General features: G+C 45.3%; 19 protein-coding genes, 1 pseudogene and 1 riboswitch. All 20 genes and pseudogenes read left to right on the forward strand.

Annotated elements, in window-relative coordinates; genetic code table 11:
• The first annotated feature begins 121 nt into the window (after positions 1-121).
• The 20 genes and pseudogenes from NQ489_RS00055 to holB all read left to right on the forward strand — a co-directional run bounded on the left by NQ489_RS00055 (position 122) and on the right by holB (position 26,010).
• Positions 122-634 carry a shikimate kinase gene (locus NQ489_RS00055; protein WP_044961515.1) on the forward strand — a complete coding sequence of 171 codons (513 nt, stop codon included), beginning with the start codon at positions 122-124 and terminating at the stop codon, positions 632-634.
• Positions 635-833: 199 nt separating this feature from the next.
• Positions 834-2,126 (forward strand): UDP-N-acetylglucosamine 1-carboxyvinyltransferase, encoded by a 1,293-nt coding sequence (locus tag NQ489_RS00060; protein WP_021651440.1) that lies wholly within the window; start codon positions 834-836, stop codon positions 2,124-2,126.
• A gap of 842 nt (positions 2,127-2,968) precedes the next feature.
• Entirely contained in the window at positions 2,969-3,874 is a 906-nt protein-coding gene (locus tag NQ489_RS00065; protein WP_021651436.1) for an Rpn family recombination-promoting nuclease/putative transposase, read from the forward strand.
• A 326-nt stretch (positions 3,875-4,200) separates the two neighbouring features.
• Entirely contained in the window at positions 4,201-4,377 is a 177-nt protein-coding gene (locus NQ489_RS00070; RefSeq protein ID WP_227945560.1) for a hypothetical protein, read from the forward strand.
• 563 nt (positions 4,378-4,940) lie between these two features.
• Positions 4,941-5,372, forward strand: coding sequence for a hypothetical protein (locus NQ489_RS00075; protein ID WP_021651736.1), 432 nt, complete (start codon positions 4,941-4,943; stop codon positions 5,370-5,372).
• Complete coding sequence (locus tag NQ489_RS00080; protein WP_227945561.1) at positions 5,354-5,941, forward strand: helix-turn-helix transcriptional regulator; 588 nt, start codon at positions 5,354-5,356, stop codon at positions 5,939-5,941. Before NQ489_RS00075 ends, NQ489_RS00080 begins: the two co-directional genes overlap by 19 nt.
• 364 nt (positions 5,942-6,305) lie before the next feature.
• Positions 6,306-11,648 (forward strand): Cna B-type domain-containing protein, encoded by a 5,343-nt coding sequence (locus NQ489_RS00085; protein WP_227945562.1) that lies wholly within the window; start codon positions 6,306-6,308, stop codon positions 11,646-11,648.
• A 68-nt stretch (positions 11,649-11,716) separates the two neighbouring features.
• A complete protein-coding gene (locus NQ489_RS00090) occupies positions 11,717-13,087 on the forward strand; it encodes a SpaH/EbpB family LPXTG-anchored major pilin (protein ID WP_198013383.1) in 1,371 nt (456 codons plus the stop codon).
• A 157-nt stretch (positions 13,088-13,244) separates the two neighbouring features.
• Positions 13,245-14,105, forward strand: a complete 861-nt coding sequence (locus NQ489_RS00095) for a class C sortase (RefSeq protein WP_044960868.1) — start codon at positions 13,245-13,247, stop codon at positions 14,103-14,105.
• Positions 14,106-14,108: 3 nt separating this feature from the next.
• The gene (locus NQ489_RS00100; RefSeq protein WP_021650576.1) at positions 14,109-15,029 is read left to right on the forward strand and encodes a class C sortase; all 921 of its coding nucleotides are present in this window, start codon (positions 14,109-14,111) and stop codon (positions 15,027-15,029) included.
• On the forward strand, positions 15,019-16,599 hold the full coding sequence (locus NQ489_RS00105; RefSeq protein ID WP_021650575.1) for a pilin N-terminal domain-containing protein: 1,581 nt from the start codon (positions 15,019-15,021) through the stop codon (positions 16,597-16,599). The genes NQ489_RS00100 and NQ489_RS00105 overlap by 11 nt, the downstream gene beginning before the upstream one ends.
• 188 nt (positions 16,600-16,787) lie before the next feature.
• Positions 16,788-16,889, forward strand: a riboswitch (SAM riboswitch).
• 86 nt (positions 16,890-16,975) lie between these two features.
• On the forward strand, positions 16,976-18,178 hold the full coding sequence (gene metK / locus NQ489_RS00110) for a methionine adenosyltransferase (protein WP_044960865.1): 1,203 nt from the start codon (positions 16,976-16,978) through the stop codon (positions 18,176-18,178).
• A 163-nt stretch (positions 18,179-18,341) separates the two neighbouring features.
• Positions 18,342-19,508, forward strand: a complete 1,167-nt coding sequence (locus NQ489_RS00115) for a sensor histidine kinase (protein WP_021650572.1) — start codon at positions 18,342-18,344, stop codon at positions 19,506-19,508.
• A 62-nt stretch (positions 19,509-19,570) separates the two neighbouring features.
• Positions 19,571-20,194, forward strand: a pseudogene (locus tag NQ489_RS00120) (recombinase family protein).
• Positions 20,124-21,287, forward strand: a complete 1,164-nt coding sequence (locus NQ489_RS00125) for an RNA-guided endonuclease InsQ/TnpB family protein (protein WP_227945563.1) — start codon at positions 20,124-20,126, stop codon at positions 21,285-21,287. Before NQ489_RS00120 ends, NQ489_RS00125 begins: the two are co-directional and overlap by 71 nt.
• Before the next feature lie 197 nt (positions 21,288-21,484).
• The gene (locus NQ489_RS00130) at positions 21,485-22,174 is read left to right on the forward strand and encodes a response regulator transcription factor (RefSeq protein ID WP_015526575.1); all 690 of its coding nucleotides are present in this window, start codon (positions 21,485-21,487) and stop codon (positions 22,172-22,174) included.
• Between the two features lie 102 nt (positions 22,175-22,276).
• A complete protein-coding gene (locus NQ489_RS00135; protein ID WP_044961399.1) occupies positions 22,277-22,813 on the forward strand; it encodes a Uma2 family endonuclease in 537 nt (178 codons plus the stop codon).
• A gap of 66 nt (positions 22,814-22,879) precedes the next feature.
• Complete coding sequence (locus NQ489_RS00140) at positions 22,880-24,319, forward strand: aminotransferase class I/II-fold pyridoxal phosphate-dependent enzyme (RefSeq protein WP_021651240.1); 1,440 nt, start codon at positions 22,880-22,882, stop codon at positions 24,317-24,319.
• 12 nt (positions 24,320-24,331) lie between these two features.
• Complete coding sequence (locus NQ489_RS00145; RefSeq protein WP_021651241.1) at positions 24,332-24,919, forward strand: hypothetical protein; 588 nt, start codon at positions 24,332-24,334, stop codon at positions 24,917-24,919.
• A gap of 101 nt (positions 24,920-25,020) precedes the next feature.
• Positions 25,021-26,010, forward strand: coding sequence for a DNA polymerase III subunit delta' (gene holB / locus NQ489_RS00150; RefSeq protein ID WP_015526578.1), 990 nt, complete (start codon positions 25,021-25,023; stop codon positions 26,008-26,010).
• Position 26,011: the final 1 nt, after the last annotated feature.

A 26,011-nucleotide genomic window follows, 5' to 3' on the forward strand; every position in this document is an offset into this window, starting at 1 on the left:
CAAGGATGTCAGGGAAATTAAAGACGTCGGGGAAGGCAGGGAGAGAGAAACGGTAGGTTCTGCGGAGCTGTAAGGTTTATTGAGATTTGGTGGCTGTTATGCTAAAATGAAAGGATACAGTATGAATAATATTACACTGATAGGAATGCCTGGTGCGGGGAAGAGCAGCATCGGTGTCGTTCTTGCGAAGGTACTTGGGTACCAGTTTATTGACTCTGATCTGCTGATCCAGAAGGCGGAGAAGAGGACTTTGAGTGAGATCATTGCGGATGAGGGTACGGAGGGCTTCAAGGCGATCGAGAATCGTGTGAATGCTTCGATCCAGGTGGAGAATACGGTGATCGCTACCGGTGGAAGTGTGGTTTATTGCGACGAGGCTATGCAGCATCTGAAGTCTGAGGGTGTTGTGGTGTATCTTAAGATCTCGCTGGAGCTTCTTTCCAGGCGTCTTGGTAATCTTAAGGGGCGTGGTGTTGTGCTCAAGGAGGGGCAGACGCTGGCGAGTCTTTATGATGAGCGTGTTCCTTTGTATGAGAAATATGCGGACATTGTGGTGGATGAAGAGGATAAGGATCTGGAGGGGAGTCTCCAGGTTGTGCTTGAGGCACTGAAAAACAGGGGAGATAAGGCGTAACTGTTGGCTTGTGGAAACGGTTTGCTGGAGTGTTTCGGGTCATGGGTTGTGACAGGTTTTCGTCATAAATTGTTTACAAATCTGAAATATGTGTTATAATATACAACTGACCTAAAAAACGGTATTGCGGAACGTTTGTTCCTGCAGTAAATTCAGAGAAAGTTTCTGCTCATAGAGGAGTAAATAATAGAGGTGTGTTATGGAACAGTATGTGATTAAAGGCGGCAATCCTCTGGTTGGAGAAGTGGATATTGCGGGTGCGAAGAATGCGGCGCTTGCGATATTGTCAGCAGCCATTATGACTGATGAAACTATATTGATCGAGAATCTGCCAGATGTTAGGGACATCAATGTTCTGCTTGAGGCGATCTCCGAGATCGGGGCTCAGGTTGAGCGTATTGATAAGTCTACTGTAAAGATCAACGGTTCTACTATCGGCAATCTCAGCGTGGATTATGAGTTTATCAAGAAGATCCGTGCTTCTTATTATCTTCTGGGTGCTTTGCTTGGTAAGTATAAGCATGCGGAGGTTCCGCTTCCGGGTGGATGTAATATCGGCAGCAGGCCGATCGACCAGCATTTGAAGGGTTTCCGTGCTCTTGGTGCGGATGTTGATATCTGTCATGGTGCTATTGTTGCCAAGGCGGAGAATCTGCATGGCAGCCATATTTTCCTGGATGTGGTTTCTGTTGGTGCTACTATTAATATTATGATGGCTGCTTCTATGGCGGCTGGTCGTACGATCATTGAGAATGCTGCGAGGGAGCCGCATGTTGTTGATGTGGCGAATTTCCTGAACAGTATGGGGGCGAATATCAAGGGTGCCGGTACGGATGTGATCCGTATCCGTGGTGTTGAGACGCTTCATCGTACGGAGTATTCGATCATTCCGGACCAGATCGAGGCTGGTACGTTTATGTTTGCTGCTGCGGCTACTCGTGGTGATGTTACTGTTCGTAATGTTATTCCTAAGCATCTTGAGGCTACTACGGCTAAGCTTGAGGAGATCGGGTGTGAGGTTGAGGAGTTTGATGATGCGGTTCGTGTCCGTGCGCCGCATGTGCTTCATCGTACGCATGTGAAGACGTTGCCTTATCCTGGTTATCCTACGGATATGCAGCCGCAGATCGCGGTTACTTTGGCTTTGGCTGAGGGTACGAGTATTGTTACTGAGAGTATTTTTGAGAACCGGTTTAAGTATGCGGATGAGCTTTCCCGGATGGGTGCCAATATTAAGGTGGAGGGGAACTCTGCTATTATTGATGGTGTGAGGAAGCTTACGGGGGCGCGTGTGAGTGCGCCGGATCTTCGTGCGGGGGCTGCGCTTGTTATTGCGGGTCTGGCTGCTGAGGGTGTTACGGTTGTTGATGATATTGTTTATATCCAGCGTGGGTATGAGAATTTTGAGGAGAAGCTCAGGAGTCTTGGGGCTGAGATTGAGAGGGTTTCCAGTGAGAAGGAGATTCAGAAGTTTCGGCTGCGCGTTGGGTGATGGTTGGTGACAACTGGTAACGATTGATGATAATTGGAAATTTGAGTTTTGCGTTTTGGGGAGAGTTCCCGGGTGTTTTGGCCTGGGGGCTCTTTTTTTGTGTGGGTGGGAGGGACGAACGGACAGACTGCCAGCGGGGCGGCTGCATGGTCGTGCCTGGTGCGGTCGTTTCGCCGGGTCATACTAGGCGTCTGAGGCGCCTGTCGTGCAGGGCACCCCATAACTCGCCATGTACGCTGATGCGTACCTGGCTCAGACAGATGGGGCTTACTCTGCGGCTTGTGGCCGCAGAGTACCTTCCCGCCAGGTGCCTCAGGCGCCAAGTATGACCAGCGGCTTACTCCGACGCACCGGGTCCCGACCATGCAGCCGTCCCGCTGGCAGTCTGTCCGTTCTGGTTTTTGGGGGTGTGAGGTGTGGTGGTTTGCCGGGAGGTGGTGGGCCATCAGCGCTGCGCTGGATGGCTGCAGGGGCTGAGTTTCCTTGTGGTGTGCTGGGAGGGTGTGGGCTATCAGCGCTGCGTTGGATGGTTGCAGGGGCTGAGTTTCCTTGTGGTGTGCCGGGAGGGGATGGGCATCGGCGCTGTGGTGGATGCGTTGTGGGGGGAGTGTGGCATCGGCGCTGTGGTGGATGCAGTGGAATGAGGTTTTGGCGGTTTTTGTCGAAGGGTTTTTGTTGACTTTTGCTGGTGGGGTGGTTATACTGAAGATACATATCTGGGAACATTCTGGGCCGTTCGGCTATCTGATCCCCATATGGTTGGTTGTATAAATATGGCGGGGAGGAGCCGGTTGGTTGTGTGAGGTTTTTTCTTTTGCCATCATAGTGAAAGGAGGAAGCTTATGCAGAGGAAGCGGCTTGAGGATATGAATCTTCTGGATGATTTTTTGTTTAACGCGGTGATGACGTTTCCTGGTATTGGTGAGAGGTTTTGCAGGTTGCTGCTGCAGGTGGTGCTGGGGCGTGAGATCGGGAGGCTGCGGGTTGTTGCGCAGAGGGCTTTTGGTGGCCGGGATGAGGGCTTTCGCGGGGCGCGGCTTGATGTTCTGGCTGAGGAGGAGCTGATGGATGTTTTGGCGGATCCTTCTGTTTTTGATATTGAGCCGGATAATAATGGTGATGTTGTGAGTCTGAAGGATCTGCCGAAGCGGGTGAGGTTTTATCATGCGATCATTGACAGCCGGTGTTTGAAGAAGGGTGAGGGTTTCGGGAAGCTTAAGAGGGTTTTTGTTATTTTTGTCTGTTCGTATGATCCGTTTGATCGGGGTAGGATGGTGTATACGATCCGGAATATGTGTGAGGAGATTCCGGAGATGGAGTATGATGATGGGCTGAGGACGGTTTTTCTGAATACGAAGGGAGATGGTGCGGGTGTGCCTGAGGAGCTGGTGGCGCTGCTTCATTTTTTGGAAGATACCAGGGAGGTGAATGCGGTAAATGATGTTTTGAGGGAGTTGCTGGAGATGGTCAGGGTTGTTAAAGATGATGGAAAGGTTACGGTGGCATATATGAAGAGTTTTGAAATTGAGCAGATGTGGATTAATAAGGGGATTGAACAGGGGATCAGTCAAGGAATCGCCCAAGGGATTGAACAGGGAATTAGCCAAGGAATCAGCCAGGGAATTAGCCAGGGAATCGCTCAAGGGATTGAACAGGGGCGGAGTGAAGAGAGGGTGAATACGTTGAGGGAGAAGGCGCGTGCGGATCGGTTGGAGAGGGAACTGAGGAAGCTGCGGAGGGGGAGATGATGTTGTTTGGTTTTGGGGAGAGTTCCTGGGTGTTTGGGCCTGGGGGCTCTTTTTTTGTGGGATGAATGGAGGGAGGGACGAACGGACAGTCTGCCAGCGGGGCGGCTGCATGGTCGTGCCTGGTGCGGTCGTTTCGCCGGGTCAGACTAGGCGTCTGAGGCTTCTGCCGTGCAGGGCACCCCATAACTCGCCATGTACGCTGATGCGAACCTGGCTCAGACAGATGGGGCTTACTCTGCGGCTTGTGGCCGCAGAGTACCTTCCCGTCAGAAGCCTCAGGCGCCAAGTATGACCAGCGGCTTACTCCGACGCACCGGGGCCCGACCATGCAGCCGCCCCGCTGGCAGTCTGTCCGTTCTGGTTTTTGGGGTGTGAGGTGTGGTGGTTTGCCGGGAAAGGGTGAGCCATCAGCGCTGCGCTGGATGGCTGCAGGGGCTGAGTTTCTTTGTGGTCTGCCGGGAGATGGTGTGGCATCGGCGCTGCGCTGGATGTGGGTGGGGTGAGTTTTTTTGCGGTTTGTCGTGAGGGGATTGGGGAATAGAGGCTGGTTTGGATATATTGTAGTGTTTTTGTGTAATATTTAAATTTATTTTTGGAGGATTTTGGATTATAATTATGGAAAAAGATGGTTGGCCTGATTGGTTGACTGATTGACTGGTTGATTGATATCCGGAGTTTTGGTGACTGTTTTGTGGGACTTGAGAGAAGAGCTTCGGATGTATGCTGATGTGGCTTGAGAGAAGAGCTTCGGATGTGTGCTGACGAGGGTTGAGAGATGAGCTTCGGATGTGTGCTGATGTGGGACTTGAGAGAAGAGCTTCGGATGTGTGCTGATGAGGGTTGAGAGAAGAGCTTCGGATGTGTGCTGATGGGACTTGAGAGAAGAGCTTCGGATGTATGCTGATGTGGTTTGAGAGATGAGCTTCGGATGTATGTTGATGAGGGGTGTGTGATGGGCTTCGGATGTGTGTTGATGTGGCTTGTGTGAGGGCTTCGGAGGTTTGTTGGTTTGGTTTTGAGGGTGGTCTTTTGGGGGCTGCCTGGGTTTTGGAGGAGAGTGGGTTGTATGTGTAATTATGTGGTTTTGCCGCTTTTGAATTCGTCTTTTGAGCCTGGGAGGGCTCGGGAGGTTGTTGAGGGGTTTGTGGATGTGGATTTGAGGAATATTGCGCGGGCTGAGCTTTTTTATTTTACGGGGCAGGCGGAGGAGTGTTGTGAGATCACGAGGGGGTATTTGTCCAGCAGGGTTATTGAGCTGAAGCTTTCGGCGTGTATTTTGTATGGGTATTCTAATCTGACTCTGGGGAATGTGGCGGCGGCTAAGCGGGGGATGGAGGGGATCCAGTCCTGTGTGAAGATTGCTATGAAGAAGAAGGTTCCTAAGGATGTTTATGCGTCCTGTCTTCTGGCGGGGTATGTGGGGCGGTTTTGCTTCATCTGCCTACGGATGGGATGCCTGCTTTTGGGGAGTACAGCAGGATGCTTCCTGAGGGGCTGAGGCTTTTTGCCACGTATGTGATGGCTCACCATACTTATCTTAACGGGGAGATATGGAGTGCTTATGGGATGGGTAAGGCTGCTTTGTTTATGGCGGAGAGGCCGTATCCGATCAGTATGACGTATATCCATTGTATGATGGCGGTGTGTGCGATCAACCGAAAGCATAAGCAGGAGGCGCAGGAGGAGATGCTCCGGAGCTGGGAGCTGGCGAAGATGGATGGGTTTCTGGAGCCTTTTATTGAGCATCATGGGCTTTTGCGGGGGCTGATCGAGGCTTGTATCCGGAACCGGGATCCGGAGGCGTATCAGCGGATCACGGAGGGTGTGATTTCTTTCAGCAGGGGCTGGATGGCGCTTCATAATCCGGAAAACCGGAGAAAGGTTACGGGGGAGCTGTCGACGATGGAGTTTTCTATTGCCATGCTGGCAAGTGGGGGATGGACCAATAAGGAGATCGGAGAGCATCTGGGGATTTCCATTAATACTGTCAAGCATTACCTTACGGATATCTTTTGCAAGCTGAATGTCAAGAAGCGGGATGAGCTGAAAAAATTCATGTTAAAATAGTGACAGAGGCACTTTTTTTTGAAAAAACGGGCCTTACAAAACAACTGGTAGTGTTGTATAATAAATATCACGAATAGTCAGATTTTATCGGAGAAATCAGGCGAAAAGAACCAGTAAACGAGTAAGTTAAGAAGGAGGAGTTGAAGACTGATTTTCGATAGCATCTGATAATGTCAATATCCTTACCAAAAATGCCTGGTATATTGACACTACAATCACATAAGGGTAAAATACTGAAAAGGTGTAACCTGTTTACTCACCGGCTAAAAACATGAAGCTTTTTTAAGAGAAAGGAATATAAACAGAAGTAAAGTAATAAGAAATACAGTACACGTTAATGCACACATAGGAAAGCGGGAAAGGTATGAAAAAATTAAGGAATAATAAGATCAGAAAACTCCTGGCATTTATGGTGGCTTTGGCGTTGATGGTATCCTGTATGCCGAGTGCATATACGATCTCCGCGAGTGAGGCGTTCGGAGATGGAACGGAGGATATATTTACAGATGGCGAATTTACATCTGAACCAGCGGCCGAAGAATCGACACCGGATGTAAGCAGCGCTGACCAGGAGGAAACGGAACAGGCGCAGCAATCGACGCTTACATATGAGAATGATTCTGTTAAAGTAACTGCAGAGGCACTGGAGGACGGAGCTCTTCCGCAGAATACAGCATTGAAGGCTGACGGCGTAAACGAGAATTCATCCGTATCTTATGATACAGTTTCTCAGAAGCTTTCAGCAGCAGCTACAGACAAGGGCAGCAGCCTGAGAGGTTTTTTTGCGTATGATGTGTATTTTGCTGATGGCGACGGAAACAGAGTCGAGCCGAACGGCAGAGTCAGAGTAACTTTTGAGTACAAGACACCGGCAGCACCGGAGCTTACCGATGCAGCCAGCACGAGTGTAACCGTTGAGAAGCTTCATTATAACAGCAGTACCGGTGATACTGATGTTAACACCTTACAGGCCAACGAGGATCTGAAGGTTCTGAATGTCAACGAGGGCAAACAGATCCAGACACTTCAGGTTGAGACTGGCAACGCAGCTGTTTTTGCCGTTATGTGGGATTCTCCTGAGACAGCAGATGTCGAGGCAGAAGCTGTTTCCGGTAATGAGGACGAGGTGCCTATCGCATCAGAGGAAGCTACGGACGGAATGGATATTTCGGACGAGCCTGAGCAGGATGCAGCTGAGACACCGGCAGCAGAGAATCCGGAGGTAACTCCTGAGGCAGAGCCTTCTGAGGAGCCGGCAGTTGAGCCGACAGAGGCTCCGGCGGAAAATCCGGATGCTGAACCTACCGAAGCGCCGGCTGAGAATCCGGATGTGGTGGAAGAACCGGCAGAGGATATTGCGAGCCCGGAGGAGGTTCCGGCAGCAGATGAGAATGGTGAGACAAGCCTGATCGAGGTTCTGGGAGACGATACGAATCTTCGTGTCAGCCCATCTACCGAGGCAGAGGTTCTGGCAACTGTAAACGCAGGAACACAGCTCACACTTCTGGATACCGTAACAGCAGAGGACGGAGCAACCTGGTACAAGGTTTCCTGGGAAGGAACCGAGGCTTACATAAGAAGTGATATGGCACAGGTTGTTGACAGCAGTGATGAGGCAGAAGAAGTTGAGGATGTTCTGGAAAGCGAAGAAGTTTCTTATTCTCAGGAAGTTGGTGATGTAGTCGTAACTGCAACAGCAGCGAAGGACGTTATTCCGGAAGGTGCACAGTTTGTTGTGACTCCGATCGAGAAAGGTTCTGACCAGTATGCAGATGTAGCTGACAGACTTGAAAAGAAAGCCGAGAACGAAGATTATTCTATCGCCGGTTTCCTTGCCTACGATATCTACTTCCAGGACAGTGAAGGAAACAAGATCAATCCGGAAGACGGAAAGGTTAAAGTTTCCATGGAATATAAGAATGCAACTGCTCCGGATGAAGTGAAGGAAGCAGATGCCGCAACAATGGCAATGGCTTCTGCAGACGAAAGCAGCCAGGATGATACAGAGACGGCAGAGCAGAATCTTTCTGTTTCTGTAATGCACTTCGTAGAAGATGAGAACGGAAATGTAGAGTCCGTTGTGGATATGACTAAGGACGATACCGCTAATGTAGAAACAAATGCAGAGGGCGAGGTCCAGAAGGCTGAGTTTGAGACGGAGAGCTTTTCTACGTTTACGATTACTTGGACGCATAGGTATTCTGATACTTCAAAAAGTATAACGGTTCATTATGTTGATTTTGAAGGCAATGATATTTTGGGCGATCAGAAGACGCTAGTAAGTATGCGTTCTGGAGATTCGGTTAAATTAGAGGATTATGCAAAAAATATTAATAACTATACTTATGTAGGCGCCAGAATTGATAAATATAATGGTGAGAGCTTGAAGTATATTAAAGCAACAGCCACGTACGATCAAAATAAGCATTCATGGTCATGGAGTATCCAGTATTCAACAGATAACAGAAACTGGCAAACATCCACAATTACAAATGTTGATATATATCTGTTATATCAGGAACCATTAAGTATTAAGGATGATCTGATGGATTCAGGAACTCTGATACCAAAGATAAGTGATGCATTGAAGACACAGATAAACAATAGTAAAAATGTAAAATGCACGTGGTATAAGAGCATTAATAATGGTAAGTTTGAAAAAGTTAAGAGAGTAAAAGTCACTAAAAATAAATATAATATCGAAGAAGATGCGACTACAAAATTAAGTACTATGAATGTGGCGCTGGATCATGGAGAATTGAGTAATACTCAGACATCTGTAAAATATCAAGTTGGTCTTTCTATAGACGATTCAAAAGAAATTCTTTCTGGAGTATATAATGTTGAATATTACAGAGAACTTCGAAATGGTGATTTTGAAACTCCTAATGTTGTTACATCTGGACATGTAAAAACAAGCAACTGGCAGTATTCTAATGAGAATTATAAGAAGCTTGGAGGTGTATGGCAGACAACAGGAACACATGCAGCATCAGAATATTCTGATCCTGAGGGTGCGGATATAGAGATTGTTACAACTGCTGCTAACGATCTGAGTGGCTATAGTTGGTATGGAACAGTAATGGATGCTAGTGGTAAAAACTCATCACCGGATGGTAAGGGAAAAGGGCAGTTTGCCGAATTAAATTGTGAGGAATCGGGTGTATTATATCAGGATGTAATGACTTACGCAGATGAGAAATTAAGTTATGGGTTATCTCATCGAGCACGAGGAGAGAGCAGCTCAACAACAAAAGAGTATGATACCATGTATGTGGTTATTATGCCGACAAAAATAGCAAAAACAGCTGCAAGCGGAAGAGAGTTAAAAACACAGGATCAGTTGGTTCAGTATATTCAAAAGAAAATTGGAATGAATTATACAACCAATATTGCTGGGCGCGAAGAAGTTGTACCGTGTTGTAATGATGCTGAAGGTGTTTATATAGCAAGAATTTCAAGTGACGATCAAGACTGGAATAAAATTATCCAAAATAGAGTTTATACAGCAAAATCTACACTGACAAGATTTTTCTTTGTTGCAGGAACGACTAGTAGTGGAAAAGCTACGGTAGGTAATTTCCTTGATAATGTACAGTTTACACAGGGGTTAGTTGCAGCAGATCCGGATAGGTATACACTTCAGATAACGAAGGCATTTAATAATATAACTGATGAGCAGATTGAGCAGCTTAAAGATAAACTTACTTTTACTATCAAGGTGTATAGCAAGGATAATCCGAATGTTGAAATTACGGAGCAGGTATTACCAGGAGAAAATACCTTTAAATTAAGAGATATGATTCAAAATGAAACGGACGGTACTTATTACAAGTTATTTGAGAATAAAGAAATGTCCGCTAATGCACAGTATCTGTTCAAAGTGGAAGAGGCATATTCAGATATAAAAGGTTATAAATGTACTACAACAGAAACAATTACCGGTGGTATTGTTCAGCAGGATGGAAAAAGTACTCTGATTGTAGGTGGAAATGCAGCAAACTTTAAGTTTACAAACACATATGTCAATAATCAGAAGAACATATCTTTTACAAAGATATGGGATGATTTTAATAACTATTATGGATCAAGGCCCGAGAATCTGAATATAACATTACAGGGAAAGGTAAAAAATCAAGTCGCAAAGAGCTATGTTGTGACATTGAGTAATGAGAGTGCTGTTCTTACGAAAGAGAATAAAGAGGGTGTTACGGTCGAGAGTGCTTCTTCTGGAAACACAAATGCCTGGAAGTGTATTTGGAAAGGGGTTCCGATATATGATGACGACAATAATTTAATTGATTGGTCTGTTAAAGAGGGCGAGGTAAACAGCTCCTATGCATATCAAGAGTCAGAAGTAAGAGTTGGCGATGGTTCAAATTATCAAGAAGAGAACACTTCTGTAATTGCTGATTCAAAAATTGAAACGGTGACAGAGGAGAATGCAAATATTCCAACGGCAGAAGGCAACAGTGAAACAACTCAGAGTACTCAGGACAATGTAGAATCCAATGATGCGGCTGTTATGTCTGCAAGTGATTCTGGTGGAGATGAAAAAGCTGTACAGACAGACGTAAATAATACGTCAGATACAGGAGATGTTGATGAAAGCTTTTACATTGTCAATAAGCTTGTGACAGAGCAGGTAACTGTTAGTAAGTATTGGGATGATAACCATAATGAGTATGAAAACAGACCATCTAGTCTGAATATTAATTTAAAAGTTAATAATGAACCACAGCGAACAATATGTTTAAAGGCTGGTTCTGAATCAAATACTGCTAACAAGTGGAGTGCAACACTTACTGTTCCTAAACTGAAAAACGGAAATAGCTATAGTGCGGAAGAAGAACTTCCATCAGATGGTTATTATGAATGTACAACTTCTAATAAAGCAGGGAATAATATTTACTTTGTTAATAAACAAGTAAAGCGGACTCTTGTTGTTGAGAAAATATGGAATGATGGAAACAATGCAAATAATACAAGACCTACTAGCGTAAGCTTCAAGTTACAGTACAGAGATAGTAATTCTGATGAATGGAGCGATTATACAAAAGATGGCAGTAATGTTACAGTTACATTAGATAAAAACAATGTAATTGAACAAGATACAAATTGTTGGCGTTCTGAGATTAAAAATCTTGATGTTAGTAAGGAGTACCGTGTAGTTGAGCAGGAAGTACCAAGTAATTATACAGAAAGTTATAGCAAGGATAATGACTTTACTTCTATTACAAATACTTTAAAATGGAAAGTAGTAAAGGCGGGGTCAAGCAATGAAGTTAAACTTGGTGGAGCGGAGTTCAAACTGACAAATGCAAACAATGAAACAGTTACAACAGGAACGTCCGCGAACGACACCGGAGAGGTTAGCTGGAATGAACCTACAGCAGAACTAAATGGTACTTATACATTAACAGAGACAAAAGCACCGAGTGGCTATTGTATTAGTGGAACCACGTGGTCGTTAGTGTTTGTGAATGGAGTTTTAACTGGTTTATCTGATGGAAGTGATAAGAGGAATTGCGATTGGGATGGATCCAATGCAACATTGACGATCACTAACACAGAATTATATTCCTTACCAAGTGCCGGTGGTCCGGGAACCTATGGATTTACAATCAGTGGTGTAGCGATTCTTGCAACTGCACTCCTGTTGTTTATAAATAATAAACGAAGGGAGGAAGAAGCAAAGAGATCGTAACACATTAATTGTAAATGGCCGATGAAGGGCGAAAAAGAAAAATGCAGAGAAAGAAAGGAGCAAACCTTATGAAAAATTTATTTAAAAAGATTGGTGCATTATTAGTGGCAGCGGTTATGGTACTGTCTATGTGCACAGCGGTATTTGCTGATGAAACATCAGCTACAACAGCAACGGGTAGTATTACCGTAACTGGTTTAACTGCAAATGATAATACTACTTTGAAGGTTTATAAAGTAGTTGGTTTTGATGAAAATATCAGTGACTGGACTATTGAGGATTGGGCAAATAATTATGCGACTAATACTAATCATGTAGTTAATATTAACTGGGAAGCATTGAAAAGTGTCAACCCACTTCCAAATCCTGTAAAAGAAATCAACGTTTCAGAGAATCAGACAACAGTTACAATTGATGGACTTGAAATTGGTGCGTACATGATTATTGCGACAGGTACCCATACAATATACAATGTTATGGGTGAGGCACCTTATGGTTATGATGCTAACAATTTAATCGTTCCAGCTGCAAAAACAATCAATGCTAAATCTTCAGATTATCAGCTTACCAAAACATTAGTTAATGGTGATCAGATATTCGTAGCAAAAGGTGAAGAAGTAAAATTCAATATTGATACTACATTCCCAAGTTATGCGCTTGATGCAGAAAATAGAGAGTTCTGGATCAAAGATACTCCAATGGGTATGAAAATTACAGAAATTAAAGTACTGGTAAATGGAGTTGAAGTAGGAGTTGATGATGCATATACATTAGATAAAAAATTAGCAACAACAGAAGCTGTGACTGTAAAATTCAAAGGTACTTATATTGGTGATGATAATAAGCATGCTGGACAGAGTGTACGTGTTGAAGTAACTGGTGTTATCACAGATGATACAAATTATACTAATAAAGCTGAAACAAATAAAGCTTCTAAAGACTCTAATGTAGAAGGAAAGTCTGGTTCTATCACAATTAATAAGACTGATGATTCAAAAGAGAAGAAGTCTTTGAAAGGCGCAACATTCCAGATTAAAAAACAGGGTGAGAATGATCCGATTCAGTTTGTAAAAACGGATACAGGTATTTATACAATGGATACATCTGACACAGATAAGACTGGCAAAACTGCTGTAACAGATGTAGAAGCAACTGAAGGAACTGTTTTAGTAAAAGGTCTTGGCGCAGGAACTTATGTGATTACAGAGACAAAAGCACCAAAAGGATATAGTATTAATAAAAATATCAAGAATGTAACACTTACAAAAGAGAGTACTGCAACTCAAAATGTAACTCTTTCTGTAACCGATACCAAACTCGGCGCTCTTCCATCCACAGGTGGCATGGGAACATACCTCTTCACTATCATCGGTGTTGTAGTTATGGCTGGCGCTGCTGGTGCTTTCTTCATCAGCCGCAGAAAAGGATCTGAGGAGTAATCATTTGATTGCCGGATCGATTCAATTCAAAGATTATTTATAAGCAACGACAAAGCAAGTATTAAAACAGAATAGTTTCTGATTATTCTGTTGAAGAAATCATTACCGCCCGGCTCCTTCGGGGGCCGGATGGTAATACAACAGTATGGAGAAACCTATGAGAAAGAATAAGAAGAAAAATTATATTGGACTTGGTTTGCTGTTTCTGATAGGGTTGTCCATACTGCTGTATCCAATGGTCAGTGATGCCTGGAACCGGTACAGGGACAGCCTGCTGATCAGTAATTATAGCAGCAGTGTTTCTTCGGATGATAATTCGGAGAAGATTGACAGTATGTGGAAGGCAGCACAGGAGTATAACGAACAGATCAAGCAGGAAAGTGTGCCGGATGCTTTTTCCGTGAGGGATGGCCAGACGGACAGTACATATGAGTCTCTTCTGAACCTGAATGGTGACGGAATGATGGGGTATGTGGAGATTCCTGTGATCGATGTGAGCATTCCAATCTATCATTACACGACAGATGAGTCTCTGGAGAAGGGTGCCGGTCATTTGTTCGGCAGCAGTCTTCCGGTTGGCGGCAAGAGTACCCATTGTATTTTGTCGGCACACAGAGGACTTCCAAGTGCGAAACTTTTTACAGATCTGAATCTTGTGGAAGAGGGAGATGTTTTTTACCTGCATGTGCTGGGTAAGACGCTTGCCTACGAGGTGGATCAGATTCTTACCGTTCTTCCGGAGCAGACAGAGTCTCTGGGTATCACGGATGGGGATGATTATGTAACGCTGGTTACGTGTACGCCTTATGCGGTGAATACGCACAGACTTCTGGTGAGGGGACACAGAGTTCCGATGAAGGCTGCGAAGGCGGTTCAGAAAACAGAGAAGAAGGTTACCGGAATCACCAATCCGACGCTTCCGATGCTTGCTCTCTGTGTTGTGATCGGAATTGTGATCGCGGTGATCCTGGTTGCCGGTATCAATTCTGCTCAGAACAAAAAACGACGCAGGAAATAGTTTATGGCTAAAAAGAAAAAAAAGAAAAAGAGTAATGTTGTCCTGAACATCATTATCGTTCTGGTGTTTCTGGCGGGGGCGGGAGTGTTCCTTTATCCCACGATCAGTGATATGTGGAACCAGTATCGAAATGCCCAGCTGGTCAGTAAGTACGAGGAATCGGTAACAGAGCTTTCGGACAACGACTATGACAGGCTGTGGAAAGAGGCGAAGGAGTATAATGCCGAGCATCCGGTGAATGCCATTGTAGATGCTTTTGAGGAAGAGGATACTTATGAGCTGAGTCATCCTTATGACAGGGTTCTGGATCCGAACGGTGATGGTCTGATGGGGAGTATCGAGATCCCGAAGATCAAAGCGAAGCTGGCTATCTATCACGGACTGAGCAAGACCGTGCTGGAAAAGGGTGTGGGTCACGTGGAGGGCACCAGTCTTCCTATCGGAGGCAAGAGCACCCATGCGGTTCTGGCGGCGCATCGAGGTCTTCCGAATGCGAAGCTTTTTACAGATCTGGATCAGATGGAAAAGGGAGATATTTTTATCCTGCACATTCTTGGCAAGCATCTGGCCTACAAGGTGGATCAGATCAAGACGGTGCTTCCGGATGAGACCAGTGACCTGGATATTGTTGAGGGCGAGGATCATGTGACACTGGTTACGTGTACGCCTTATGCGGTGAATACCCACAGACTTCTTGTTCGTGGTGTTCGGACGAAGTATGTGGAGGAAGAAGTTACTAAGAATGACGAAACGATTCCGCAGAAGCTTGCGGTTGTGGATCCGAAGAGGGTTCTTGCCGGCGGTGCGGCAGCGCTTGTTATTCTGATTCTGCTGATTTACCTGATTGTCCGCCGCAAGGATAAAAAACGCAGAATGAAACAGCTTTCAGAAAGGAAAGAGGAGGCAGAGAGCGATGAAAAATAGAAGAAAGCAAGGGAAAATATTCCGGAGCCTTCTGGCTGTTCTGATGCTGACGGCTATGCTGGTCACGAGTGTTTTGCAGCCGGTTTTCGCCGGGGATTATGTAGCTGGAACAATGGGTAATCTGACGTTGACGGTTCAGCAGGCGGATGAGGAGGGAAACCAGACTCCGCTGCCGGATGTAGGGCTGACGATCTACAAGGTTGGCAGTGTGAATTTTGATGGTAATGTGCGTTTCGTGCTGGATGAGGCACTGGCTGCCGCTGCAATCGATTTTGATTCCATCACGACGGCTGACGGCTGGTATGAAGCAGCAGAGAAGCTGGCAGATATGATCAGCAGCGGAAGCGTGGATGTGTGGGGTCTGTCCAGAACCTCTGATGCAGAGGGTAATATTACTGTTACCGATCTGTCTGAGGGCATGTATCTGGTGGTGCAGACAGATGCGAACAGCAGTGTTGCGGTTTCACCGATGCTGATCTCCGTTCCTTTTGCAGATCAGGAGCAGGGCTGGATGTATGATGTGCAGGCATATCCGAAGACTTCAACGAAACAGCATACACAGATCCAGGTTACGAAGAGGATCTATAATGTTGATGAGAACGACAATGTGATTCCTCTGGAAACGAAGGAGGATGTAACTTATAAGGTTGGTGTTTTTTCGGATCAGGAAGGTACGATCCCGTTCCGTGATGATTATTTAAAGGATATCCATATCCAGAATGCTTCCAGTGGTACAGCTACATGGACGGATGTTCCGGATGGTACCTATTATGTATTTGAGCTGGATGAGGACGGAAAGCTTCTTCAGCAGAATACGAAGATCGAGGTGGATGAGGAGAATCTTTACTATTACAATGTAACGAAGCCGAATGGTGAGAGTGAAGAGAAGTCCAATCAGGTTGTGATCGGTGGAGATAGTGGTGCTGCTGAGGCAGTGGCTTATGTAAATAACTATTATACAAAGATTTCCGATATATTCAGCCGTAACGGATTTATCAACATTAAGAAGAATGTGATGATCGATGGTGTTGCTTCTACTGTGGATGATACGTTCTATGCAGGTGTGTTCTCCACTGAGAGTAACGGTGAGCTGACGCTTGAGAAGGTAGTGACTCTGAAACAGAATGATAGTGTTCAGGTAATGTTGGATCTTCCAAAGGATCAGGAGATCAACAGTGTTACGTATACTGTTCTGGAGACGGATAAGGATGGAAATCCGGTTGATGATGATACCTTTAAGTATACAGTTACCGGTCAGGGTGAGGTTACACTGAATAATGATAACCGATATACTGTAACAAAGGAGATCACTAACAGTCTTTCTTCCGAGCCGACACCGATTCCGACTGCTACACCTGGAGCAAATCATGGTGGAAAAGATCGGATCACTCCGATCCCGAATAATGGTACAGCGGGCGGAACTGCTCCGAACGATACCAGCGGTACAGCAAGACGTTCTGTAAAGACCGGCGATGATACACCGATCGGCGTATGGGTTGGAATCCTTGCAGCAGCGATCATTGTTGGCGGTGGTGCAGCTTATGGAGTTAAGAGAAAGAAGAAAAAATAAATAACGGATCATTCTGAAGGATGATCGATGGAAGAACCGGGCGATGTGGATGCCCGGTTCTTTTTTTGGAATATTTATGTATTGGGGATGAAAAAGCAGCGGGTGATATTTTTTATCGAAAATTGCTCTTGACATTTTGGTATGATAAGTATATTGTATGTGTTGCAGTAAATTTCATAAAAGATAGCCTTTTATTCAGAGTGGTGGAGATACAAAGGATCTGTGAAGCCACGGCAACCCCGGAGAATCCAGGAAGGTGCCAACCTGAGCGAGCAATCGAACAATAAGAGGATTGTTTACAGAATTTAAACAGTCCGGATTGTACGGGCTGTTTTTTATGTATATAACCATTGTTTTATTACAAAAGGAGAAGATCATGGAGAAAATTTTATTTACATCTGAATCTGTAACTGAGGGTCATCCTGACAAGGTCTGCGACTCTATTTCCGATGCGATCCTTGATGCTATGATGGCACAGGATCCGATGAGCCGTGTTGCATGTGAGACTGCTACTACAACAGGTCTTGTACTTGTTATGGGCGAGATCACAACCAAGGCTAATGTTGATATCCAGAAGATCGTTCGCGATACTATCCGTGAGATCGGATATGACAATGCGGATTATGGCTTTGACGCAGATACCTGTGCGGTTATCACATCACTTGACAAGCAGTCCACAGATATCGCTATGGGTGTTGACAAGGCTCTTGAGCAGAAAGAGGACGATATGAATGAGGACGAGCTGGATTCCATCGGTGCCGGTGACCAGGGTCTTCAGTTTGGTTATGCCTCCAATGAGACTGAGGAGTATATGCCATATGCCATCAACATGGCTCACAAGCTTGCTCAGCAGCTGACAAAGGTTCGTAAGGACGGCACTCTGAAATATTTAAGACCGGATGGAAAGACTCAGGTTACTGTTGAGTATGATGAGGCCGGCAAGCCGAAGAGAATCGATGCTGTTGTATGCTCTACACAGCATGATCCGGATGTTACTCAGGAGCAGATCCATGAGGATATTAAGAAGTATGTTTTTGATGCGATCATTCCGGCTGATATGGTTGATGCGGATACGAAGTATTTCATCAATCCGACAGGTCGTTTTGTTATCGGCGGACCTCACGGTGACAGTGGTCTGACAGGTCGTAAGATCATCGTTGATACCTACGGCGGAACAGGACGTCACGGCGGCGGTGCTTTTTCCGGTAAGGATTGCACAAAGGTTGACCGTTCTGCTGCTTATGCTGCACGTTATGTTGCAAAGAACATTGTTGCAGCCGGTCTTGCTGACAAGTGTGAGATCCAGCTTTCCTATGCGATCGGTGTTGCGCATCCGACTTCTGTCAGTGTGAATACCTTCGGAACAGGTAAGCTTTCTGAGCCCAAGCTTGTTGAGATCGTTCGTGAGAATTTTGATCTTCGTCCGGCTGGTATCATCAAGATGCTTGACCTTCGCCGTCCGATCTACAAGCAGACTGCTGCTTATGGTCATTTCGGCCGTACAGATGTTGATCTTCCATGGGAGCATCTGGACAAGGTTGAGACTCTGAAGAAGTATCTTTGCAACAGCTACGAATAATCGTTTTAGAAGAATAAAGAGTGAAGCCCCCGGTAGTGCCAGTACCGGGGGCTTCTTGCATGGTGAGATGGGGTTTTTTATAGAAAATTTAGAGATAGGGAATATAGTTTATGTTATAATACGTGTATGTGAATGTGTGAATTTATAAAGGACGGAGATACAGATGAAGTTAAAAACACGTATTATTGTGGGCTTCGTTGCGATCATCCTGCTGCCGCTGCTTCTTTTTTCCGCAAGTCTGTACGGATTCAGCCAGACGCAGGCGAAGCATGTGCAGGAGAGCAGCAGCCAGGCTTCGGATTCCAGCCAGATGGTCTATGATATTTCGCTGCCGCAGTCTTCCAGCAGCCAGGTGAAGCTGATGGCCAAGGATATGATCCTGACCGCAACGATCATCCTTGTTTTTACCGCATTGTCCGTGGGGCTGTGGATCTACAGGAGTATTGCGGTTCCGCTGGTGAAGCTTAAGAAGGCTACCAAGAACATCAAGGAGGGGAATCTGGATTTTGTGCTGGAGGTTGAGGGGAATGATGAATTTTCCCAGCTTTGCCAGGATTTTGAGGAGATGCGTAAGCGTCTGAAGGAGTCCACGGAAGAGAAAATCCTGATGGATAAGGAGAATAAGGAGCTGATCAGCAATATTTCCCATGATCTGAAGACGCCGATCACTGCGGTGAAGGGTTATGTGGAGGGGATCATGGATGGTGTGGCGGATACGCCGGAGAAGATGGACCGGTATGTGCGAACCATTTATAATAAGACCAATGAGATGGATCATCTGATCAATGAGCTGACCTTTTATTCCAAGATCGATACCAACCGTATTCCGTATACGTTCAGCAAACTGAATGTGGAGGATTATTTTTCAGATTGTGCGGAGGAGCTTGGGCTTGAGATGGAGACCAGGGGGATCGAGCTTGTGTATGCCAATTATGTGGAGAAGGGTGTGCAGGTTATTGCGGATGGTGAGCAGATCCGCCGTGTGATCCATAATATCGTGAGTAATGCCATTAAGTATATGGAGAAGCCAAGGGGGATTATCCAGCTTCGGGTGAAGGATGTGGGTGATTTTATCCAGGTGGAGATCGAGGATAACGGCAAGGGTATTGCCGCCAAGGATCTGCCGTATATTTTTGACCGTTTTTACCGTACCGATGTTTCCAGGAATTCTTCCAAGGGAGGAAGCGGTATCGGACTTTCCATCGTAAAGAAGATCATGGAGGATCATGGTGGAAAGGTCTGGGCCACAAGCCGGCTGGGGATTGGAACGATCATGTATTTTGTTCTCAGAAAATATCAGGAGAATATCTTAAGTGATCAAAACTGTTGACTGATATGATTAAATGTGTTTGAATTTACTCAAAAGAGTAAATTATTATGAACACATCAAATATCACAAATTACAAGCTAAAAGATTTTGCTGAACTGTTAGGTGTATTTGTAAAAACATTACAGCGTTGGGATAGAGAAGGAACTCTAAAGGCAAACCGAATTCCAACTGATAGACGTTATTACACTTATGACCAATATCTGCAATTCAAAGGAATAAATACTGAAGATGACCAACGTCAGGTAGTTATTTATGCTAGTACAGCGAAAATTAAGTTTCTGCTATATTGACGCAGCAGATGAAAAATCAGACAAGTCAATATGGCGGTTACTTAATATTCGCTGTACTAGGGTATCTACAAGAAATCAAAAAGATGATTTACAAAACCAAGTTGTATTTTTACGATAGTTTTGTAATGCCAAAGGTATTATTGTAGACCAGTGTATTGAAGATTATGGAAGTGGCCTTAATTACAATCGTAAAAAGTGGAACGAATTATTAGATGAAGTGATGGAACAAAAAATCAAAAACTCGTGCAGGATATTGTTTCAATACTCCATGTGTTCTCTTGCAGGTTGTACGGACTTCGTAAGTATAAAAAACAAATAGAAAGGGATGTGGAAATTGCTAAGGAGCTTCAAGACGGAAATAAATCCGTCAGAGGAACAGAAAGTCAAGATTCATAAGACGATAGGAACTTGTAGATTCATTTATAATTTCTATCTTGCCCATAATAAAGAACTTTACGACAACGGTGAAAAGTTTATGAGCAGTAACAGGTTTAGAGTCTGGCTTAACAATGAATATCTTTCTGAACATCCGGAGTATTTGTGGATCAAGGAGGCTTATTCAAAAGCAGTAACACAGTCAGTAAATAATGGACAAACTGCTTTTACAAGATTTTTCAATCACGAGAGTGCTTTTCCTAAGTTCAAAAAGAAAGGCAGATCTGATGTAAAGATGTATTTTGTAAAGAATAATCCAAAGGATTGTCGTTGCGAAAGGCATAGAATCAATATTCCGTCACTTGGTTGGGTCCGTATCAAAGAAAAAGGATATATTCCAACAGCTAAAGACGGATATGTGATTAAAAGCGGCACGGTCTCAATGAAAGCTGACAGATACTATGTTTCAGTTCTTGTAGAAATTTCTGATAACAAGATTGCTGATAATTCCAATGCAGGAATTGGCATAGACCTGGGATTAAAGGATCTTGCCATTGTTTCTAATGGTAAGACTTATAAGAACATCAACAAGTCAGCAAGACTGAAAAAGCTTGAGAAACAACTTATTCGGGAACAGAGATGTCTCTCCCGTAAGTATGAAAATCTAAAGAAAGGAGAAGTCACTCAAAGGGCGAATATACAAAAACAAAAACTTAAGGTACAGAAACTTCATCATAAGATAGATAATATCCGTACTGATTACATTAACAAGACAATCGCTGAGATAGTGAAGACCAAGCCATCTTATATAACGATCGAGGACTTAAATGTAAATGGTATGATGAAGAATCGACATCTTTCAAAAGCAGTTGCATCACAAAAGTTTTATGAATTTAGAACAAAGCTTCAAATCAAATGCAATGAAAATGGGATCGAACTTCGAGTAGTAGATAGATGGTATCCATCATCTAAAACCTGTCACTGCTGTGGCGCTGTCAAAAAAGATTTAAAGCTTTCAGATAGAATATTCAAATGCAGTTGCGGTTATGTCGAAGACAGAGATCTCAATGCTGCACTTAATTTGAGAGATGCAATAACTTACGAAGTTGCATAACTAAAACGCAAACGTAAGTATGTACCGAAGGCTATTTTCGGGAATTTACGACTGTGGAGTGTACAAGAACTTGTGAGTAGATATGATTTCGGTCAATCAAAAACATACACGGTGAAGCAGTAAGTAGAACTCGTGAGAGTCTACGTTATCTCGATGTGAGTATATTTACACATATTTTGAGTGGCAGGTACCGATGAATGAGTAGGATTTTGATTATAGAGGATGAGGAAGCGATCGCAGATCTGGAGAAGGATTATCTGGAGCTTTCGGGGTTTGAGGTGGAGATCGAGAACCGTGGTGATACGGGGCTTGTTCGTGCCATGAAGGAGGAGTTTGATCTGATCATCCTGGATCTGATGCTTCCGGAGGTGGATGGCTTTGATATCTGCCGGCAGGTCCGTGAGGAGAAGAATACGCCGATCATTATGGTTTCGGCCAAGAAGGATGATATCGATAAGATCCGGGGACTGGGTCTTGGTGCGGATGATTATATGACCAAGCCGTTCAGTCCAAGTGAGCTGGTTGCCCGTGTGAAGGCGCATATGGAGCGTTATAACCGGCTGGTTGGTTCTAATGTGCATAAGAATGATGTGATCGAGATCCGCGGTATTAAGATCGATAAGACGGCCAGGCGTGTGTGGGTCAATGGTGAGGAGACGACGTTTACTACCAAGGAGTTTGATCTTTTGACTTTTTTGGCTGAGAATCCGAACAGGGTTTTTACAAAGGAGGAGCTTTTCCGAGAGATCTGGGATATGGAGTCTGTGGGTGATATCGCTACGGTTACGGTGCATATCAAGAAGATCCGTGAGAAGATCGAGTTTAATACGGCCAAGCCTCAGTATATTGAGACGATCTGGGGGGTGGGGTATCGGTTTAAGGTGTGAGCCTGTGGGGAAGGCTTCGGATGGAGCTGCTGCAGGCGGGTATGAGTGCAGATCGGAATGCTGGTGTATGATCTGCTGAGTGCTTTTGAGAGGAGTGGAGATATGCCGCTGTTGAGGGAAAGGGTTTATACGATAGAGGATATTTATGCTTTGCCGGAGGGTGAAAGAGCGGAACTGATCGATGGACATATTTATTATATGGCGCCGCCGAATACGATGCATCAGAGGATTTCAAGTATCTTGTCCAGAAAGATAGGTAACTATATAGAGTCTAATAAGGGGAAATGTGAGGTGTTTGCCGCACCGTTTGCGGTGTATCTGGATGAGAAGACGAATACTTATGTGGAACCGGATGTTTCTGTTATCTGTGATCCGGATAAGCTGGATGACAGGGGATGCAAGGGTGCTCCGGACTGGATCATCGAGATCGTTTCTCCGGCGAGCAGGCGTATGGATTACTATACCAAGCTGTTTAAATACAGGACTGCCGGTGTGAGAGAGTACTGGATCGTGGATCCTGTGAAGAAGCTGATAATGGTGTATGATTTTGAAAATGAGGATGCGGAGCAGTATACATTTCAGGATTCGATCAAGGTGGGGATCTATGAGGAGCTGAGGATCGATTTTGCTGAGATGTGATAAAAATGGAGGGGAATATCGTCTGGTGATAGCCCCTCCTTGTTTTTAGGATGAAAAGGACGAACTATGGAAGACAGATTATACAAGAAACTGGAAGCGTACGGTAAGAGTGATTTTTATCCGTTTCATATGCCGGGGCATAAGAGGAATCCGCTGGCTGTGGAGGGGGATTTTCCGGTGGAGAGGGATATTACGGAGATTGACGGGTTTGATAACCTGCATCATGCTGAGGATATTTTGAAAAGGGCGCAGGAGGATGTCGCACGGCTTTATGGTGTGCCGGAGAGTTTTTACAGTATTAATGGAAGCTCCGGGGCGATCCTGGCGGCGGTGTCTGCGGCTGTGGATAAGGGGGGACAGATCCTGGTGGCAAGGAACTGCCATAAGGCGGTTTACCATGCGATTTATCTGCGGGAGCTGAGTGCCACGTATATTTATCCACATGAAGATCCGAAATTGGGGATAAACGGAGGGATTTCACCCGGCCGTGTGGAAATGTATCTGGCGGAAAATCCGGAGATCCAGGCGGTGCTGATCACTTCACCGACTTATGACGGCATCGTGTCGGATGTGGCTAGGATCGCGGAGATCGCGCATCGCTATGGTGTGCCGCTGATCGTGGATGAGGCTCACGGGGCGCATTTTCGGTTTTCGGATTATTTTCCGGTGTCTGCGGCGCAGCTTGGTGCGGATGTGGTGATCAACAGTGTGCATAAGACGCTGCCCTGTCTGACCCAGACGGGGGTGATCCACCTGTGCAGTGATCGTGTGAGCCGGGAAAAACTGAAGCGTTTTCTGGGAATCTATCAGAGCAGCAGTCCTTCTTATATTCTTATGAGCAGCATTGATGCGTGCATGGATAAGCTGGAGCGTGAGGGGGATGAGATGTTCCGTGTGTTTACGGAGAATCTGGAAAAAGCACGCAGGCGTCTTTCCGAGTGTAAGTATATCCGGCTGGTAACGCCGCAGGCCTGTGAGTGCCAGAGAGTTTTTGATTTTGACAGATCCAAGATATTGCTTTCTACTGTGGACAGCTCGCTGAACGGCCGGGAGCTGCATCAGATCCTCCGGAGGGAGTTTCATCTGGAAATGGAGATGGAGGCGGAGAATTATGTGCTGGCGCTGGCGGCTGTGGGTGATACGGCGGAGGGCTTTGAGCGGCTTTGTGATGCTATTGAAGAGATCGACCGCCGTGAATCGTTAAAATATAGAGAAGAGGCTGTGGAGAAGGAGCCTTTGAAAAACGGAAAAATGAAGCAGATCATGCGGATCTCCCAGGCTATGGATGCGGAGAGTGAGCGGTGTCCGCTGGATGAGTGTATCGGACGTACGTCCGGGGAGTTTGCGTATCTTTATCCGCCGGGGATCCCGCTGATCGTTCCGGGGGAACAGATTTCTGGACATTTCGTAAAAAATGTGAGAAGATACCTGGAACAGGGCTTTGAGGTCCAGGGCCTGAGCGACCAGACCAATGAGACGGTGTGTGTTGTGAGAAATGAGATGTAGCAGAGGAGACATATGGGAAAGATTTTTTACATTATGGGAAAAAGCTCTTCCGGTAAGGACAGTATTTACAGACAGCTGGAGGGGAATCAGGAGCTGGGGCTTAAGCGGCTTGTGATCTATACCACCCGTCCGATCCGGGATGGAGAGGAGAACGGAAGAGAATATTTTTTTGCAGATGAGAATAAACTGAAGGAGTTCCGAAGAAACGGGAAGCTGATCGAGGCGCGTACTTATCAGACGGTTTACGGGCCGTGGACATATTTTACTGCGGATGATGGGCAGGTGTCTGTGGGTAATGACAGCTATCTGGGGATCGGTACACTGGAGTCTTTTGTGAGGCTCCGGGAGTATTACGGCAATGAAGTGATGTGGCCTATTTATATAGAGGTGGAAGACGGAGAGCGTCTGGAGCGTGCGCTTGCCAGGGAGAAGACCCAGGAGGTGCCGAAGTACGAGGAGATGTGCAGGCGTTTTCTTGCAGACCAGAATGATTTTTCCGAGGAAAATATTCTTAAAGCAGGTATATGGAAGCGTTTTGAGAATCATAATCTGGATGAATGTGTGAAGGAGATCGTAAATTATATAAAATCTGTACAATAAGGAAAAATAGTTTTTTTTATACAGAAGATTATGTTATAATTAGTTGAAAGATGTCCGCCGGGTATAACGGAGGGCACAAAAGGCAGAAAGAGGTGATTCTTATGGCAGGATTTCATGACATCATCGGCCATGACGATATAATCAGGCATTTGAAGAATGCGATAGAGACAGGGAAGGTATCCCACTCTTATATTTTTACAGGGGAACCGGGATCCGGCAAGAAGCTTCTTGCGGGGACTTTTGCGGCAGCGCTGCAGTGTGAATCGGGAGAGTCTGAACCGTGTATGACTTGTGATTCCTGTAAGAAGGTGATCGGCAAGAATCATCCGGATATCATTACAGTAACTCATGAGAAGCCTGGAAGCATCAGCATTGACGAGGTGCGTGACCAGGTTGTGCGTGATGTGGATATCAAGCCGTACTGCAGTCCGTATAAGATCTATATCATTCCGGATGCGGAGATGATGACGGTGCAGGCGCAGAATGCCATTTTGAAAACTATCGAGGAACCGCCGGAATATGCGGTGATCATGCTGCTGACAAGTAATATCGACAGTCTTCTTCCTACGATCCGTTCCAGATGTGTGCGTCTGGATCTGAAGGTGGTGGATGACAGTCTTGTGAAGGAATATCTGATGGAGCATCTTCAGGTGCCGGATTATCAGGCTGAGATTGATGCGTCTTATGCGCAGGGCAGTATCGGCAAGGCGAAGGAGGCTGCGACTTCTCAGGAGTTTGCAGATATGACTGCCAATGCCCTGAAGATTTTGAAATATGCCAATTCCATGGAGGTTTATGAGCTGACAGAGGCGATCAAGACTTTGACTGCTGATAAGAATAATATCAATGATTATCTGGATATTTTCCAGTTCTGGTTCCGCGATGTTCTGATGTTTAAGGCAACAAGGGAAATTGACAACCTGGTTTTTAAACAGGAGATTAATTTTATCAGAGAGCAGGCCAGCGAGCGTTCTTATGAGAATATCGAAAAAATCCTTGAGGCACTGGAGAAGACGAAGGTGCGTCTCCGTGCCAATGTTAATCTCGAACTTGCCCTGGAGCTCCTGTTCCTGACAATTAGGGAGAAATAGA

This window comes from Blautia sp. KLE_1732_HM_1032 (assembly GCF_025147905.1).
Taxonomy (GTDB): domain Bacteria; phylum Bacillota; class Clostridia; order Lachnospirales; family Lachnospiraceae; genus Blautia_A; species Blautia_A fusiformis.

Bases quoted from the DNA above. Each gene is read 5' to 3' on its own strand.
- NQ489_RS00055 (WP_044961515.1), top strand. From the start codon at position 122: ATGAATAATATTACACTGATAGGAATGCCTGGTGCGGGGAAGAGCAGC.
- NQ489_RS00060 (WP_021651440.1), top strand. From the start codon at position 834: ATGGAACAGTATGTGATTAAAGGCGGCAATCCTCTGGTTGGAGAAGTG.
- NQ489_RS00065 (WP_021651436.1), top strand. From the start codon at position 2,969: ATGCAGAGGAAGCGGCTTGAGGATATGAATCTTCTGGATGATTTTTTG.
- NQ489_RS00070 (WP_227945560.1), top strand. From the start codon at position 4,201: ATGCAGCCGCCCCGCTGGCAGTCTGTCCGTTCTGGTTTTTGGGGTGTG.
- NQ489_RS00075 (WP_021651736.1), top strand. From the start codon at position 4,941: ATGTGTAATTATGTGGTTTTGCCGCTTTTGAATTCGTCTTTTGAGCCT.
- NQ489_RS00080 (WP_227945561.1), top strand. From the start codon at position 5,354: ATGCTTCCTGAGGGGCTGAGGCTTTTTGCCACGTATGTGATGGCTCAC.
- NQ489_RS00085 (WP_227945562.1), top strand. From the start codon at position 6,306: ATGAAAAAATTAAGGAATAATAAGATCAGAAAACTCCTGGCATTTATG.
- NQ489_RS00090 (WP_198013383.1), top strand. From the start codon at position 11,717: ATGAAAAATTTATTTAAAAAGATTGGTGCATTATTAGTGGCAGCGGTT.
- NQ489_RS00095 (WP_044960868.1), top strand. From the start codon at position 13,245: ATGAGAAAGAATAAGAAGAAAAATTATATTGGACTTGGTTTGCTGTTT.
- NQ489_RS00100 (WP_021650576.1), top strand. From the start codon at position 14,109: ATGGCTAAAAAGAAAAAAAAGAAAAAGAGTAATGTTGTCCTGAACATC.
- NQ489_RS00105 (WP_021650575.1), top strand. From the start codon at position 15,019: ATGAAAAATAGAAGAAAGCAAGGGAAAATATTCCGGAGCCTTCTGGCT.
- metK (WP_044960865.1), top strand. From the start codon at position 16,976: ATGGAGAAAATTTTATTTACATCTGAATCTGTAACTGAGGGTCATCCT.
- NQ489_RS00115 (WP_021650572.1), top strand. From the start codon at position 18,342: ATGAAGTTAAAAACACGTATTATTGTGGGCTTCGTTGCGATCATCCTG.
- NQ489_RS00125 (WP_227945563.1), top strand. From the start codon at position 20,124: ATGTGGAAATTGCTAAGGAGCTTCAAGACGGAAATAAATCCGTCAGAG.
- NQ489_RS00130 (WP_015526575.1), top strand. From the start codon at position 21,485: ATGAGTAGGATTTTGATTATAGAGGATGAGGAAGCGATCGCAGATCTG.
- NQ489_RS00135 (WP_044961399.1), top strand. From the start codon at position 22,277: ATGCCGCTGTTGAGGGAAAGGGTTTATACGATAGAGGATATTTATGCT.
- NQ489_RS00140 (WP_021651240.1), top strand. From the start codon at position 22,880: ATGGAAGACAGATTATACAAGAAACTGGAAGCGTACGGTAAGAGTGAT.
- NQ489_RS00145 (WP_021651241.1), top strand. From the start codon at position 24,332: ATGGGAAAGATTTTTTACATTATGGGAAAAAGCTCTTCCGGTAAGGAC.
- holB (WP_015526578.1), top strand. From the start codon at position 25,021: ATGGCAGGATTTCATGACATCATCGGCCATGACGATATAATCAGGCAT.